Below are 13,710 nucleotides of genomic sequence, written 5' to 3'. Positions count from 1 at the left end.
CGGTAGGGTGCTCGGGTGAATACCCCCGCACGACTGGTGGTGTTGATCTCCGGCTCGGGCAGCAACCTCAAGGCGCTGCTCGACGCGTCCGCCGACCCCGGCTACGGCGCGACCGTGGTGGCCGTCGGCGCCGACCGGGACGGCATCGCCGGGCTCGACATCGCGGCCCAGGCCGGTGTGCCCACGTTCGTCGACCGGGTGAAGGACTTCGCCACCCGCGGCGAGTGGGACGCGGCGCTCACCGCGCACGTCGCCGAGCACAAGCCCGACCTGATCATCTCTGCCGGGTTCCTCAAGCTGGTCGGCGCGGAGTTCCTCACCGCGTTCGGCGACCGCTACCTCAACACGCACAACGCGCTGCTGCCGTCGTTCCCCGGCATCCACGGCCCGCGCGACGCGCTGGAGTACGGCGTGAAGGTCACCGGCGCCACGCTGTTCTTCGTGGACGCGGGCGTCGACACCGGGCCGATCGTGGCGCAGACCGTCGTGCCGGTGCTCGACGGCGACACCGAGGCCGACCTCACCGAGCGCATCAAGGAAGCCGAACGCCGCCAGCTCGTCGAGCAGGTCGGGCGCCTGGTCCGCGAAGGCTGGACCATCACGGGAAGAAAGGTCACCATTCCATGACACTCACCCCAGGTGAGGCCTCGGTCGTGACGGCCGCGGTGTCCGCCACCGGCGCGGTCGGCGCCGCCACCTCGGGCGAGGCGGTCGCCGCGGGCGACACGCTGGCCGCCGCGGACGAGCACTTCCGCCGGCCGCTGCGCCGCGCGCTGGTCAGCGTCTACGACAAGACCGGCCTGGTCGAGCTCGCCGCGGCGCTGCACGCGGCCGGTGTCGAGATCGTCTCCACCGGGTCGACCGCCTCGACCATCGCCGCGACCGGTGTGCCGGTGACCCGGGTGGAGGAGCTCACCGGTTTCCCCGAGTGCCTGGACGGACGGGTCAAGACGCTGCACCCGAAGGTGCACGCGGGCCTGCTCGCGGACACCCGGCTGGAGTCGCACCGCACGCAGCTCGCCGACCTGGGCATCGCCGGGTTCGACCTGCTCGTCTCCAACCTCTACCCGTTCCAGGAGACGGTCGCCTCCGGGGCCGGGGTCGAGGAGACCATCGAGCAGATCGACATCGGCGGACCGGCCATGGTCCGCGCGGCCGCGAAGAACCACGCGTCGCTGGCCGTGGTGACCGACCCCCGGGCGTACCCGCTGGTGGAATCGGCCCTTGCCGAAGGCGGCTTCACGCTGCAGCAGCGCCGGGCACTCGCGGCCCGCGCGTTCGCGGACATCGCGGAGTACGACACGGCCGTCGCCGAGTGGGTCGCGCAGGAGCTGAACCCGTCCGAGGCATGGTGGCCGGAGTTCGCCGGTCTCGCGCTGCGCCGGTCCGCCGTGCTCCGCTACGGCGAGAACCCGCACCAGAAGGCGGCGCTCTACGCCGACCCGGCCGCGCCGGCCGGCCTCGCGCAGGCCGAACAGCTGCACGGCAAGGAGATGTCCTACAACAACTACGTCGACGCGGACGCGGCCTGGCGCGCCGCGAACGACATGGCCGACGCGGCCGTCGCGATCATCAAGCACGCGAACCCGTGCGGCATCGCGGTCTCGTTCGCCGGTGACGTCGCGGAGGCGCACCGCAAGGCGCACGCATGCGACCCGGTCTCCGCGTTCGGCGGCGTCATCGCGGTCAACCGCCCGGTCACGGTCGAGATGGCCCGGCAGGTCACCGAGATCTTCACCGAGGTCCTGGTCGCGCCCGGGTACGAGGACGGCGCGGTCGAGGTGCTGCAGGCCAAGAAGAACCTGCGCATCCTGGTCGCACCCGCGTGGGCCCCGGCCTCCGTCGAGTTCCGGCAGGTCAGCGGCGGTCTCCTGGCGCAGACCCGGGACGGCATCGACGCGCCCGGTGACGCACCGTCCGCGTGGCGCCTGGTCGCGGGCGAGTCCGCGTCCGCGGAGCTGCTCGACGAGCTGGCCTTCGCCTGGCGCGCGGTCCGCGCCGTGAAGAGCAACGCGATCCTGCTCGCCGCGGACGGCGCCACCGTCGGCGTCGGCATGGGCCAGGTCAACCGGGTCGACTCGGCCCGGCTCGCGGTCTCCCGCGCCGGTGCCGACCGGGCCCGCGGCGCGGTCGCGGCCTCGGACGCGTTCTTCCCGTTCGCGGACGGCCTGGAGGTTCTCACCGAGGCGGGCGTCCGCGCGGTGGTCCAGCCCGGCGGCTCGGTCCGCGACGACGAGGTCATCGCGGCCGCGCAGAAGGCCGGCATCACGATGTACTTCACCGGGGCCCGGCACTTCTTCCACTAGGCCGTGCTGCGCGGGGGTTCCACCAGGTCGTGCTTCGCGGGGGTCGTGCTTCGTGGGGACCGACTAGGTCGTGTTTCGCGAAGGGCCGTGGCTTCGGCCACGGCCCTTCGCACCTCCTCGACGATCCGCTGCGGCCGCCTGAACACGTCATCCGCCGTGAACCGCAACGCGACCCATCCGGCGGCCCGCAGCCGGTTGAACCTCGCGATGTCCTTCCGGAACGTCGCCGGGTCCCGGTGATGATCTCCCTCGTACTCCAGCACGATCCCGAGCTGCGGATATGCGAGATCCACCCGTCCGATCAGCCGGCCGTCCCGGTCCCGGACCACGTACTGCGTCACCGGCCGGGGCAGCCCGCCGTCAACGACGAGCAGCCGCAGCCGCGTCTCCATCGGCGACGCCGCCCCACCGTCCGCGACCCGCAGCACCGCACGCAGACGCGCCAGCCCCGGCCAGCCCGGACGCCGGTCCGCCAGCGCCGCGATCTCCCCGGGCGTCACCAGCCGCCGCTGCAGCATGGCGTCGACCGCGATCACCGCCGCTGTCCGGTCGGCACCGCGCCCCAGGTCGAACGCGGTCCGCACGGGCGTGGTGACCAGCAGCCCGGCGAGCCGCTCGACGTCCGACGCCGGCAGATCCGCGTGGATCAGCCGGAGCCGTGACTGCGCGCGCAGGTGATGGGACCGCGGAACGATCACCGTCACCGGGTCGCCGGACGCGAGCAGATCGACACTCCACAGGCGCGCGGCGCTGAGACCACCGACGGCCGAGCCCGGCGGCGCGGCCAGGAGCGCGGCCTCGCACCACATGCGGTGATCGTCCTGCGCGAAGGCGCCGGCTTCGATGTAGACGCCGTGGTACAGACGCTGCCAGTGCGGGCCGAGCAGCCGGGCGGGGGTGACCAGCCCGGTGGCCACGGCGTCCCGGCGACGGAACGGCGACGCGCGAAGCTCCCGGGGCACCGCGGACCGAGCCATGCCGTTCAGCTTGACCCTCCGAGGCGATTCCCGCTGCCCCGCTTCCGCCCCGCTGCCCTGCCGCCCTGCCGCCCCGCTTTCGCCCGCCTCGCTTCCGTCCGGCCTTTCCCGCCGCGGTGCGGGTCCAGCGTTCGTTGCCGGTCCTCCGCTCCCGGCCTCCTCTGCTGAGCGATCAATCAGGTGAGCGAAAGGTAGATCGACTAACGAAGATGACCTATTTTTTGCTCACCTGATTGATCGCTCAGCTTGAGTGCGTTGGCTATAGCGTGAAATTTCGGGCACTGCGTCCCTCGCGGCCACGGCGCAGGCGTGTCCGCGAGGCCTTGGCGGGGCGGGGCCGCCGGCGCCCGGCCTGGTGGCGCGCGGCGCGGCGGGGCGGGGGCGGGGTGGGGGACCGGGCGGGGCCGGGTGGGGCCCGGCGGGGTGGGGTCAGGTGGGGAGGGTGGTGAGGGTGGACCAGGTGGAGGCGGTGGGCTGGTAGCCGAGGTGGGTGTTGATCGCGAGCATCGGGGCGTTGGCGGCGTCGTTCGAGGTGTAGGCATTGGTGACGCCGGTGGCGGCGGCGTGGGTGAGGGCGGCCGTCTTCGCCAGGCGGGCCAGGCCCCGGCCGCGGTGCGCCGCGAGCGTGGCGGTCATGTCGGACCAGCAGCGGTCGCCGTCGCGCTGGAGCAGCGACAGCGATGCCACGTCACCGTCCGGGGACAGCACCACGAAGCTCGCGTCCTTGTCCAGTCCCGGGTCCTCCCACACGTCGTAGCGCCAGTTCTCGAACGTGAGCGCGTCCGGCGCCACGTCGGAGGGTTCGTCCGCCACCGCGGCCGCCTCGACCGCGAAGAGCGCGCGGTCGGTGATCGACGACACCGGCGCGAGCGTGTATCCGGGTGGCGGTGCCGGTGCCGGTGGCAGCGCCGCCGCCAGGTCGAGTCCGGAGTAGCGCACCTCGCGGCTGGCCGTGAAGCCGCGCGCGGTCGCGAACGGCAGCGACGACGGCAGCACGTACCCCCGCAGGTGGCGCAGTCCCAGCGAGCGCAGGTGGGAGATCGACGCGGCCAGCAGCGCGGACCCGTACCCCCGGCCTCGAACGGCGGGGTGGACGTGCAGCAGCGAGATCTGGCCCGCGTACCGCGAGGTGGTGCCGGTGTTGCGGAACGCGGCGGCGAAGCCGACGACCTCACCGGCGGGGGAGACCGCGACGAACGAGGCCATGGACGAGCCGGGCGGCGGCGAGATCAGCGTGCGCCGGGTGGCGGCCTCGCCGCGGACCAGGTAGGGGAAGACGGTGCGGCGCAGCGCGACCAGCGCGGGTGCGTCGTCCGGGTGGGCCGGGCGGATGGTCATGGTGGACAGACCACCCGCCCGGCGCGGAACAGGCAACCGAATTACGCCACCGGGTGCCGGAGCTCCGGGAAGTGGCAGGCCGACGGGTGCGGGTCGGCCGGCCGGATGGTGAGCGGCGGCTCCTGGGCGGCGCAGATCTCCTGCGCCTTCCAGCAGCGGGTCCGGAAGTGGCAGCCGGACGGCGGGTTGGCCGGGGAGGGCACGTCGCCGTCCAGACGGATGATCTCGCGGTGGTTGCGGGCCCGGGGGTCGGGCACCGGGACCGCGGAGAGCAGCGCCTGGGTGTACGGGTGGGTCGGCCGCTCGTAGATCTCCGACTCCGTGCCCAACTCGACGATCTTGCCGAGGTACATGACCGCGACCCGGTCCGCGATGTGCCGGACCACGGACAGGTCGTGCGCGATGAAGATGTACGACAGCCCGAACTCGTCCTGCAGCTGCTCCAGCAGGTTGATCACCTGCGCCTGGATGGACACGTCCAGCGCGGACACCGGCTCGTCGCAGACGATGATCTGCGGGCGGAGCGCGAGCGCGCGGGCGATGCCGATGCGCTGACGCTGTCCGCCGGAGAACTGGTGCGGGTAGCGGTTGACGTGCTCCGGGTTGAGGCCGACGACCTCGAGCAGCTCCTGGACGCGCCGGCGGCGGTCACCGCGCGGTGCCGCGTCCGGGTGGATCTCGAACGGCTCACCGATGATGTCGCCGACCGTCATGCGCGGGTTCAACGACGTGTACGGGTCCTGCATGACCATCTGCACGTTGCGGCGGAGCTTGCGCAGCTCGTTGCCGCCGAGCGAGTAGATGTCCCGCCCCTCCAGCAGCGCCTTGCCGGCGGTCGGCGTCTCCAGCCGCATGAGCAGCTTGGCCAGCGTGGACTTGCCGCAGCCGGACTCGCCGACCACGCCGAGCGTCTCGCCGCGGCGCAGCTGGAAGCTGACGCCGTCGACCGCCTGGACCGCACCGACCTTGCGCTTGAAAACCACGCCCTGGCTGATCGGGAAGTGCTTGACCAGCCCCTGCACGTCGAGCAGCACCTCACCGTGCCGGGGGTGGTGCTGCGGCGGGGTCGCCGATCCCCGAGCGGCGGAGCCCTTAGCGCTGGTCACTGACTACCTCCTGGGCGAAGTGGCAGGCGCTGTACCGCGGGCCGAGCACGTGCTTGGCCGGCACCAGTTCCCGGCAGACCGGCTGGGCGTACGGGCAGCGGGGGTGGAACGGGCAGCCGGACGGGATGTTCGCCAGGTTCGGCGGCAGGCCCTTGATCGTCGCCAGCTTCTGCCCGCGCTGGTCGAGCCGGGGGATCGAGGCGAGCAGGCCCTTGGTGTACGGGTGCGCCGGCGCCTCGTAGATGTCGTAGACCGGCGCCTCCTCGATGATCCGGCCCGCGTACATGACCGCGATCCGGTCCGCCACGTCCGCGACCACGCCGAGGTCGTGCGTGATCAGGATCAGCGCCATGTTGAGGTCCCGGCGCAGGTCGCCGAGCAGGTCCATGATCTGGGCCTGCACGGTGACGTCGAGCGCGGTGGTCGGCTCGTCGGCGATCAGCACCTTCGGGTCCTGCGCCAGCGACATCGCGATCATCACGCGCTGCCGCATGCCGCCGGAGAACTGGTGCGGGTAGTCGCCGACGCGCTGCCGCGCGGCCGGGATCTTCACCAGGTCCATCAGCTCGATCGCCCGCTTGCGTGCGTCGGCTCGGGACTTGCCCTCGCGCTTACGCAGCACCTCGCCGATCTGCCAGCCGACCGGGAAGACCGGGTTCAGCGCGGAGAGCGCGTCCTGGAAGATCATCGAGATCTCCTTGCCGCGCACCTCCCGCCGCTTCTCCTCGGGCAGCTTGAGCAGGTCGACGCCGTTGTAGAGGATCTGGCCGGAGGGGATGCGGGCCGGCGGCATCTCCAGGATGCCCATGATCGCCTGAGCGGTGACCGACTTGCCGGATCCGGACTCGCCGAGCACCGCGAGCGTCTCGCCGGCGTCCAGGTGGTAGGAGACGCCGTTGATCACCTTGGCGACGGCGTCCCGGCTCTTGAACTCGACGAAGAGGTCCTTGACCTCGAGCAGGTGTTTTGCAGCAGGAGGCATGGGGGTCACCGCAGCTTCGGGTCGAAGGCGTCGCGGATGGCGTCGCCGAGCATGATGAACGCCAGCACGGTCATCGCCAGGAACATCGACGGCGCGACCAGCGGCGGAGCGGACTCACGAACGTGCTTCGACGCCGTCGAGATGTCGATGCCCCACGAGATCGCGTTGCCCTTCAGGCCGATGCCGAGGAACGACAGCGTGGCCTCGGTGGCGATGAACTGTCCCAGCGCGATGGTGAGCACCACGATGAACGGTGCGATCGCGTTCGGCAGGATGTGCCGGAACATGATCCGGAAGTTCCCCGCACCGAGCATGCGCGCCGCGGCCACGTAGTCCTGGTTCTTCGCCGAGATCACCGACGAGCGCATCACGCGCGCCGCGGTGGTCCAGCCGAGGATGCCCAGCACCACGACCACGGCCAGCAGGCCGGAGGAGCCGCCGGTGTCGCCGGCCGCCAGGCGCTTGCCGAGCACGATCGCGGCCAGCAGCAGCGGGATGCCCAGCACGATGTCGGTCACCCGGGACAGGATCGCGTCCAGCCAGCCGCCGAAGAAGCCGGAGGACAGGCCGAAGATCAGGCCGATGGACGAGGCCAGCGCCGTGGACAGCACGCCCACCCAGATGGACGCGCGGGCGCCGTAGACCGTCCGGGCGTAGATGTCACAGCCCTGGAAGTCGTAGCCGAACAGCGCCCACCCGTTGCCGGGCGCGTACTGCCGCGACAGCGAGCAGTCCGCGGGGTCGTTCGGCGTGAACAGCGACGGCACGATCGCCATCAGGATCACGATCAGCGCGATCGCGGACGCGAACCAGAAGATCCAGTTGTGCCGGAGATCCCGCCACGCGTCCTGGCCCAGGCTGCGCGCCCGCTCCGCGGACGGAACCTCGGTGGCGACCACCGATTGCATGTCACTCATACCGGATCCTCGGGTCCAGGACCGCGTAGAGCAGGTCGACGATCAGGTTGGCCAGAATGAAGATGATCACCAGAATGCTGACGAAGCCCACCACCAGCGGCCCGTCCTCGGTCGTGATGCCACGGAACAACTGCGAGCCGACACCCGGAATGTTGAACACACCCTCGGTCACGATCGCGCCGGCCATCAGACCACCCAGATCGACACCGATGTAGGTGATCACCGGGATCAGCGAGTTCCGCAACACGTGCACACCGATCACCCGGTTCCGGGTCAAACCCTTCGCCTTCGCCGTACGCACATAGTCGGCACGCAGATTCTCCACCACCGACGTACGCGTCAACCGCGAATACGTAGCCAACGAACCCGCACCCAACACCATCGCGGGCAGCATCAACGCGTAGAACGTCGGATTCGCACCCGCCGTCGCGGGGAACCACCGCAACTCCACACCGAAGAACAACTGCATCAACGGCGCCAACACCACGATCGGAATCGAGATCAACACCAACGTAATGATCAACGTGGTGTGATCGAAGATGCTCGCACGCCGGATACCCGCCACGACACCGGCCACGATGCCGATCAGCGCCGCGAAGATCACCGCCATGACAGCGAGCCGGGCCGTGTTCGGCCAGGCGTTCTCCAGCAGCTCGGAGATCTCCCGCCCGGTCAGCGACGTGCCGAAGTCGCCCTGGAACAGGCCCTGCATGTAGTAGCCGTACTGAATGATGAACGGCTCGTCCAGGTGGTAGCGCTCGGTCAGCGCCTGCCGGACGTTCTCCGAGATCGGGCGCTCACCGGCGAGCGCCTGCAGCGGATTGTCCTGATTGGCGAACATGAGCGCGTAGACCACGAACGTGGCCCCGAAAAACGTGAGTACGCCCTGAAGCAGGCGCCGCACGAGGTAGCGAATCACGTAGGGAACCCCCAAGAGAGGGCGACGCGTCCCCTGGGTCAGGGGGAGGACACGCGCCGGGAAGATAAAGGTGTGGCGGCGTCCCGGCCTGATGGGCCGGTGACGCCGCCACCGTCACGCCCAGCTGGTCAGCTGACCGCTTCGATCTTGTGCAGGTCGATCCGCTGGAACAGGTCGAGGTCCACGTTGCGCACCTTCGTCGAGTAACCGAAGTTGTTCTGCCCGAAGCGCAGCGGGATCACCGGCATGTCGACGGCGAGGATGTCCTCCGCCGCCTGGTACTTCGCGATGGCGGCCTCTTCGTCCGCCGCCTTGGTGCCCTCCGCGACCAGCGCGTCGAACTCCGGGTTGCTGTACCCGTAGTAGTTCGAGGAACCCTTGGTGGTGAAGATCGGGCCGAGGTAGTTCTCCATGGACGGGTAGTCCATGACCCAGCCCATCCGGAACATGCCGACGTCCTGCTTCTTCTCGACCTTGCTGAGCAGGTCGGCGAACTTCGGCTCGGCCACGCCGGTGCACTGGATGCCCAGGTTGGTCTTGAGCTGGTTGCAGGTGGCGTCGACCCAGTCCTTGTGGCCGCCGTCGCCGTTGTACGAGATCTTGATCGTCGCCGGGCCGCCGGCCGCGGTGTACGCCGTCTTCGCGTTCGCGGCGTTGAACTGGCAGGACGCGCCGCAGGTGTCCTCGCGGTAGCCGCCGACGACCGGCGACACGAAGGAGCGGGCGGACTGCTGCGAGTTCTTGAAGACCGACTTGATGATCTCGTCGCGGTCGATCGCCATCGAGATCGCCTTGCGGACCTCCGGCTTGGCGAAGTCCGGCTGGAACGTCGGGAAGGCCAGGAACTGGAACGTCGACGCCGGGCTCGTCGCGTAGCGGTCACCCAGGTCGGTCGGCGCGGTGGTGATGTTCTCGGTCGGGATCGTCCGCAGCACGTCCAGGTTGTCCGACTGCACGTCCGCGTAGGCCGCGGTGAGCTGCTGGTAGATCCGGAACTCGACGCCCGCGATCTTCGGCTTCTCGCCCGGGAACCCGTCGTAGACCGCAACCTCGATCTTGGCGTCGTGCTGCCAGGTGCCGTTCATCTTGAACGCGCCGTTGCCGATCGGGGCTTCCTCGTAGCCCTCCGCGAGCACGCCCTCGGACGAGAACGCGGCGGCCGGCAGCGGGTAGAACGCGGTGTAGCCGAGCATCGTCTTGAAGTCGACGTACGGCGCGGAGAGCGTCACGGTGAAGGTCAGGTCGTCGACCTTGGCGAGACCGGACAGCTTGTTCGCCTTCGGCGCCGGCGCCTTCTGCGGGCCGTCGTCGTCCGGGTCCGTCGACTGGAGGTCCGCGTAACCCGCGATCTTCTCGAAGAAGTACGAGTTGCCCTGGGCGTTCGGCGCGTACGCACCGTAGTTCCAGGCGTTGATGTAGCTGTCGGCCGTGACCTTCTCGTTGTTGTGGAAGGTGTAGCCGTCCTTCAGCTTGATCGTCCAGACCGTGTTGTCGGTCGAGCTGATCGACTCGGCCGCGTCCTCGACCGGCTTGTTCGCCTCGTCGTAGCTCACGAGCGGCGCGAACAGGGCCGCCAGCACCTGCGACCCGGAGGTCTCGTTGGTGTTGGTCGGAACCAGGTGCTGAGGTTCGGCGATCTCGATCGAGACGATCGCGGACGGGTTGCTCTCGCTCGCTTCGTCGCCGCCTTGGCCGCACGCGACCAGGCCGAGGGACGTGACGACGGGGAGAGCGGCCAAGGCCGCGAATCTGCGGACCTGCATGGTGCCTCCTTGTTTCCTTACGCTGCGCAGCTTCGCCCCTGTGTGAGTAACGCTGAGCAACGCCCGGGCAAAGGTAGGGCGGGTCCGTCCCTCCCACAAATCGGTGCTTTACGGCGACATGCCCTAGCACGCCGCCATCGACTTGCGTTATCCCTGCTCACCCTGGTAGCGGGCCGCGACAATCACCCAAGTGGTTAATAGGCATTATGCACCATAATTTGGACTAATCGGCCCGGTCTGGGAGGGTTGAATCAACGCGAGGTTGATGCCTGACTGACTGTTTTGTAACCGACGCAAAGCTCACAGTGTGGGAAGCGACACAGTCTGGGTTACGGAGCGTTAGGCGCGGGAAGTGGACGGAGCGTCACATACGGGCGGTGGCCGGTGGCTTACTTAACGATCATTGGACCGCCGGAGGTATCACGTAACCCGATTGATACGGTCGGGTAAACCGCCTCGTCCAGAGAAGAGTGACGCGACATGGGCAAGAAGGTCACCGTCGTCGGCGCCGGGTTCTACGGTTCGACGACCGCGCAACGCCTCGCCGAGTACGACATCTTCGAGACCGTCGTCCTCACGGACATCGTCGAGGGCAAGCCGGAGGGCCTCGCGCTGGACATGAACCAGTCCCGCGCGATCGAGGGCTTCGAGACCAAGGTCGTCGGCCAGACCACCGGCAAGGGCGGCGAGGGCTACGAGGCCATCGCGGGGTCCGACGTCGTCGTGATCACCGCCGGCCTGCCGCGCAAGCCCGGCATGAGCCGGATGGACCTGCTCGAGGTGAACGCCGGCATCGTCCGCGGCGTCGCGGAGAACGTGGCCAAGCACGCGCCGAACGCCGTGATCATCGTGGTCTCCAACCCGCTCGACGAGATGACCGCGCTCGCCCAGATCGCCACCAACTTCCCGAAGAACCGGGTGCTCGGCCAGGCCGGCATGCTGGACACCGCGCGCTTCACGAACAACGTGGCCGAGGCGCTCGCCGTGCCGGTGAGCAGCGTCAAGACGCTCACGCTCGGCTCGCACGGCGACACGATGGTGCCGGTGCCGTCCCGCTGCACGGTCGACGGCAAGCCGCTGGCCGACCTGCTCCCGGCCGACAAGATCGAGGAGCTCGTCGTCCGCACCCGCAACGGCGGCGCCGAGGTGGTCGCGCTGCTCAAGACCGGGTCGGCCTACTACGCGCCGTCCGCCGCCGCCGCCCGGATGGCCAAGGCGGTCGCCGAGGACTCCGGCGCGGTCATGCCGGTCTGCGCCTGGGTCGACGGCGAGTTCGGCATCTCCGGCGTCTACCTCGGCGTCGAGGCCGAGATCGGCGCCGAGGGCGTCAAGAAGGTCGTCGAGACCGCGCTGACCGACGCCGAGCTGGCCGACCTCAAGACCGCCGCCGAGGCCGTCCGCTCCAAGCAGGCCGACGTCGCCAGCCTCTGATCCACCACGCGACAGCCGGGCCCGCACTACCGGAAGGGCCCGGCTTCGCTGTTTCGAGATCAAGATCAAGGGCCGGATGTTCCCGCTTCCGGCGTGGTGCGGCCCGCACGCTCCCGCGGGCACCGGTCGGCCGCGGGCGGCCTCCCTTCCGGTTCCGCCGCTGGTCACCGAAACGCCGGGGCCGTGCGCGGTCAGGCGCGGAGCGGGAACGCGTCCCGGTCGTCGTGGACGCTGAAGACCGGTCCGTCGTGGGCGCGGGCCCGCGCGTGCGGCACCGGCTCCTGCCAGGCGGCCGAGACGCCGGGCCGGCCGGCCTCCGTGACGAACTCGGCCGCCGTGCGGATCGGGCTGTCGCCGGTCCAGACGCTGTCCACCACGCGCAGCCGGGAGTGCATCCGCTCGCGGGTCAGCTCGCTCACCACGTACCCGCGCCGGTTGTCGATGTATTTCCAGTGCGGGCTCTCCGCCATGACCGGGTCGTAGGCGGCATGGAACGCGGCCGTGTCCGGATCGCCGCCGGAGCTGATCGAGGTGCCGGTGAGCTCGGCCGCGACCACCGGTGACGCCGGGTCGTCGAAGTCCGGCCGCAGGTCGCAGACCCAGGTGCAGTGCCGGTCGCCGGTCAGCACGACCGGGTTGGCCACCCGCCCCGAGCCGAGGAACTCGAGCAGCCGGCGCCGCTGCACCCGGTAGCCGTCCCAGTTGTCGAAGGAGTACCGCCGTTCCGGGCCGGCCCGGCGGTCGTTGGACGCCCACATCACCTGGTTCGCCAGCAGGTTCCACCGGGTGCCGGACGTGGCCAGCCCGTCGACCAGCCAGCGCTCCTGGGTGGGCCCGGTCATGCTCAGCGCCGGGTCCTCCGCGGCCGCGAGCGAGGCCGGCTGGTCACCGCGGTACTGCCGGGTGTCGAGCACGTGCACGCCGGCCAGGTCGCCGAACCGCAGCCGCCGGTACAACCGCATGTCCAGCCCGCGCGGCAGCGACGCCCGGCGCAGCGGCATGTGCTCGTAGAACGCCCGGAACGCCGCGATCCGCCGCGCGCGGAACACCTCCGGCGTCTGCACCTGCGGGTCCTTCGGCACCTCGTCCGCCCAGTTGCCGTCCACCTCGTGATCGTCGAGCGTGACGATCCACGGGAACGCGGCGTGCGCCGCCCGCAGCTCCGGGTCGCCGCGGTACCGGGCGTACCGGTCGCGGTACTCGGCCAGCGTGTACGGCTCGCCGGTGCCGTCGTGCGTCCGGTACGCCGCCGGGTCCGGCGCCGTCTCGTAGATGTAATCGCCGAGGAACGCCACGAAGTCCAGGTCCTCCGCGACCAGGTGCCGGTACGCGGTGTACCGGCCGGCCTGGTAGTCCTGGCAACTGGCGAACGCGAACCGCAGCCGGTCCGGCGAGGCGTGCGGGTCCGGCGCGGTCCGGGTGCGCCCGGCCGGCGAGATCTCCGCGCCGGCCCGGAACCGGTAGTGGTAGTCCGCGCTCGCGCGCAGGCCGCGCACGTCCACGTGCACGGAGTGGCCCAGTTCCGGCTCGGCGTAGGCGGTGCCGCGCCGGGACACCCGCTGGAACCGGTCGTCCTCGGCGATCTCCCAGTCGACCTCGACGGCCCGGTCCGGCATGCCGCCGGCGGGTGCGAGCCGGGTCCAGATCACCACGCCGTCCGGCAGCGGGTCGCCGGAGGCCACCCCGAGCGTGAAGAGCTCGCCCGGTAGCGGACCGTCGGCGCCGCGGGCGCGCCCGGGCCGGAGCAGCAGCGGTCCGGTGGCCAGTCCGGCGAGCAGGCCGCGCCGGTGCACCGGACGGGTGAGCGGTAGCGACATGGCGTGCCCCCCGGACGCGGGTAGACGGCGATGCCCTCCAACCTAGGCGACATTTCGGGAAAGTCTGTTTGTCCGCCGGGCGCGTCACGCCTGGTGCTTGACTGATGGGGGTCCGCCGGGCAGGCGAGAGGCCGTTGCAGTACGCTCGTACTGC

The 13,710-nt window shown here is 70.3% G+C and carries 11 protein-coding genes; 3 read left to right on the top strand and 8 right to left on the bottom strand.

Features of this window, described 5'->3' with window-relative positions; genetic code table 11:
* The first annotated feature begins 15 nt into the window (after window positions 1-15).
* Both purN and purH read left to right on the top strand, forming a co-directional pair.
* Window positions 16-627 (top strand): phosphoribosylglycinamide formyltransferase, encoded by a 612-nt coding sequence (gene purN, locus J2S44_RS15060; RefSeq protein ID WP_310413699.1) that lies wholly within the window; start codon window positions 16-18, stop codon window positions 625-627.
* A complete protein-coding gene (purH, locus tag J2S44_RS15055) occupies window positions 624-2,306 on the top strand; it encodes a bifunctional phosphoribosylaminoimidazolecarboxamide formyltransferase/IMP cyclohydrolase (RefSeq protein ID WP_374727845.1) in 1,683 nt (560 codons plus the stop codon). The genes purN and purH overlap by 4 nt, the downstream gene beginning before the upstream one ends.
* Here the strand turns inward: purH and J2S44_RS15050 are convergent.
* From J2S44_RS15050 to J2S44_RS15020, 7 genes are all read right to left on the bottom strand, one after another.
* Window positions 2,303-3,283 (bottom strand): type IV toxin-antitoxin system AbiEi family antitoxin, encoded by a 981-nt coding sequence (locus J2S44_RS15050; protein WP_310413696.1) that lies wholly within the window; start codon window positions 3,281-3,283, stop codon window positions 2,303-2,305. The two genes, purH and J2S44_RS15050, sit on opposite strands and share 4 nt — an antisense overlap.
* Window positions 3,284-3,712: 429 nt before the next feature.
* Window positions 3,713-4,621 carry a GNAT family N-acetyltransferase gene (locus J2S44_RS15045; protein WP_310413693.1) on the bottom strand — a complete coding sequence of 303 codons (909 nt, stop codon included), beginning with the start codon at window positions 4,619-4,621 and terminating at the stop codon, window positions 3,713-3,715.
* A gap of 41 nt (window positions 4,622-4,662) precedes the next feature.
* Window positions 4,663-5,655, bottom strand: coding sequence for an ABC transporter ATP-binding protein (locus tag J2S44_RS15040; RefSeq protein WP_310429673.1), 993 nt, complete (start codon window positions 5,653-5,655; stop codon window positions 4,663-4,665).
* Window positions 5,656-5,713: 58 nt separating this feature from the next.
* The gene (locus J2S44_RS15035) at window positions 5,714-6,709 is read right to left on the bottom strand and encodes an ABC transporter ATP-binding protein (protein WP_310413690.1); all 996 of its coding nucleotides are present in this window, start codon (window positions 6,707-6,709) and stop codon (window positions 5,714-5,716) included.
* Window positions 6,710-6,714: 5 nt separating this feature from the next.
* Window positions 6,715-7,626, bottom strand: a complete 912-nt coding sequence (locus J2S44_RS15030; protein WP_310413687.1) for an ABC transporter permease — start codon at window positions 7,624-7,626, stop codon at window positions 6,715-6,717.
* Window positions 7,619-8,545: an ABC transporter permease gene (locus J2S44_RS15025; protein WP_310413684.1), complete on the bottom strand. Its 927-nt coding sequence runs from the start codon at window positions 8,543-8,545 to the stop codon at window positions 7,619-7,621. Before J2S44_RS15025 ends, J2S44_RS15030 begins: the two co-directional genes overlap by 8 nt.
* 128 nt (window positions 8,546-8,673) lie before the next feature.
* The gene (locus J2S44_RS15020; RefSeq protein WP_310413681.1) at window positions 8,674-10,308 is read right to left on the bottom strand and encodes a peptide ABC transporter substrate-binding protein; all 1,635 of its coding nucleotides are present in this window, start codon (window positions 10,306-10,308) and stop codon (window positions 8,674-8,676) included.
* A gap of 480 nt (window positions 10,309-10,788) precedes the next feature.
* Between J2S44_RS15020 and mdh the strand changes: the two genes are divergently transcribed.
* The gene (gene mdh / locus J2S44_RS15015) at window positions 10,789-11,739 is read left to right on the top strand and encodes a malate dehydrogenase (RefSeq protein ID WP_310413678.1); all 951 of its coding nucleotides are present in this window, start codon (window positions 10,789-10,791) and stop codon (window positions 11,737-11,739) included.
* Window positions 11,740-11,930: 191 nt separating this feature from the next.
* Here mdh and J2S44_RS15010 read toward each other — a convergent pair whose 3' ends face one another.
* A complete protein-coding gene (locus J2S44_RS15010) occupies window positions 11,931-13,556 on the bottom strand; it encodes an alkaline phosphatase D family protein (RefSeq protein ID WP_310413674.1) in 1,626 nt (541 codons plus the stop codon).
* Window positions 13,557-13,710 lie beyond the last annotated feature (154 nt).

The sequence above is a fragment of the Catenuloplanes niger genome (assembly GCF_031458255.1).
GTDB classification, from domain to species: domain Bacteria; phylum Actinomycetota; class Actinomycetes; order Mycobacteriales; family Micromonosporaceae; genus Catenuloplanes; species Catenuloplanes niger.
The sequence above is the reverse complement of the archived record's forward strand: the minus strand, read 5'-3'. Positions and strand labels throughout refer to the sequence as shown.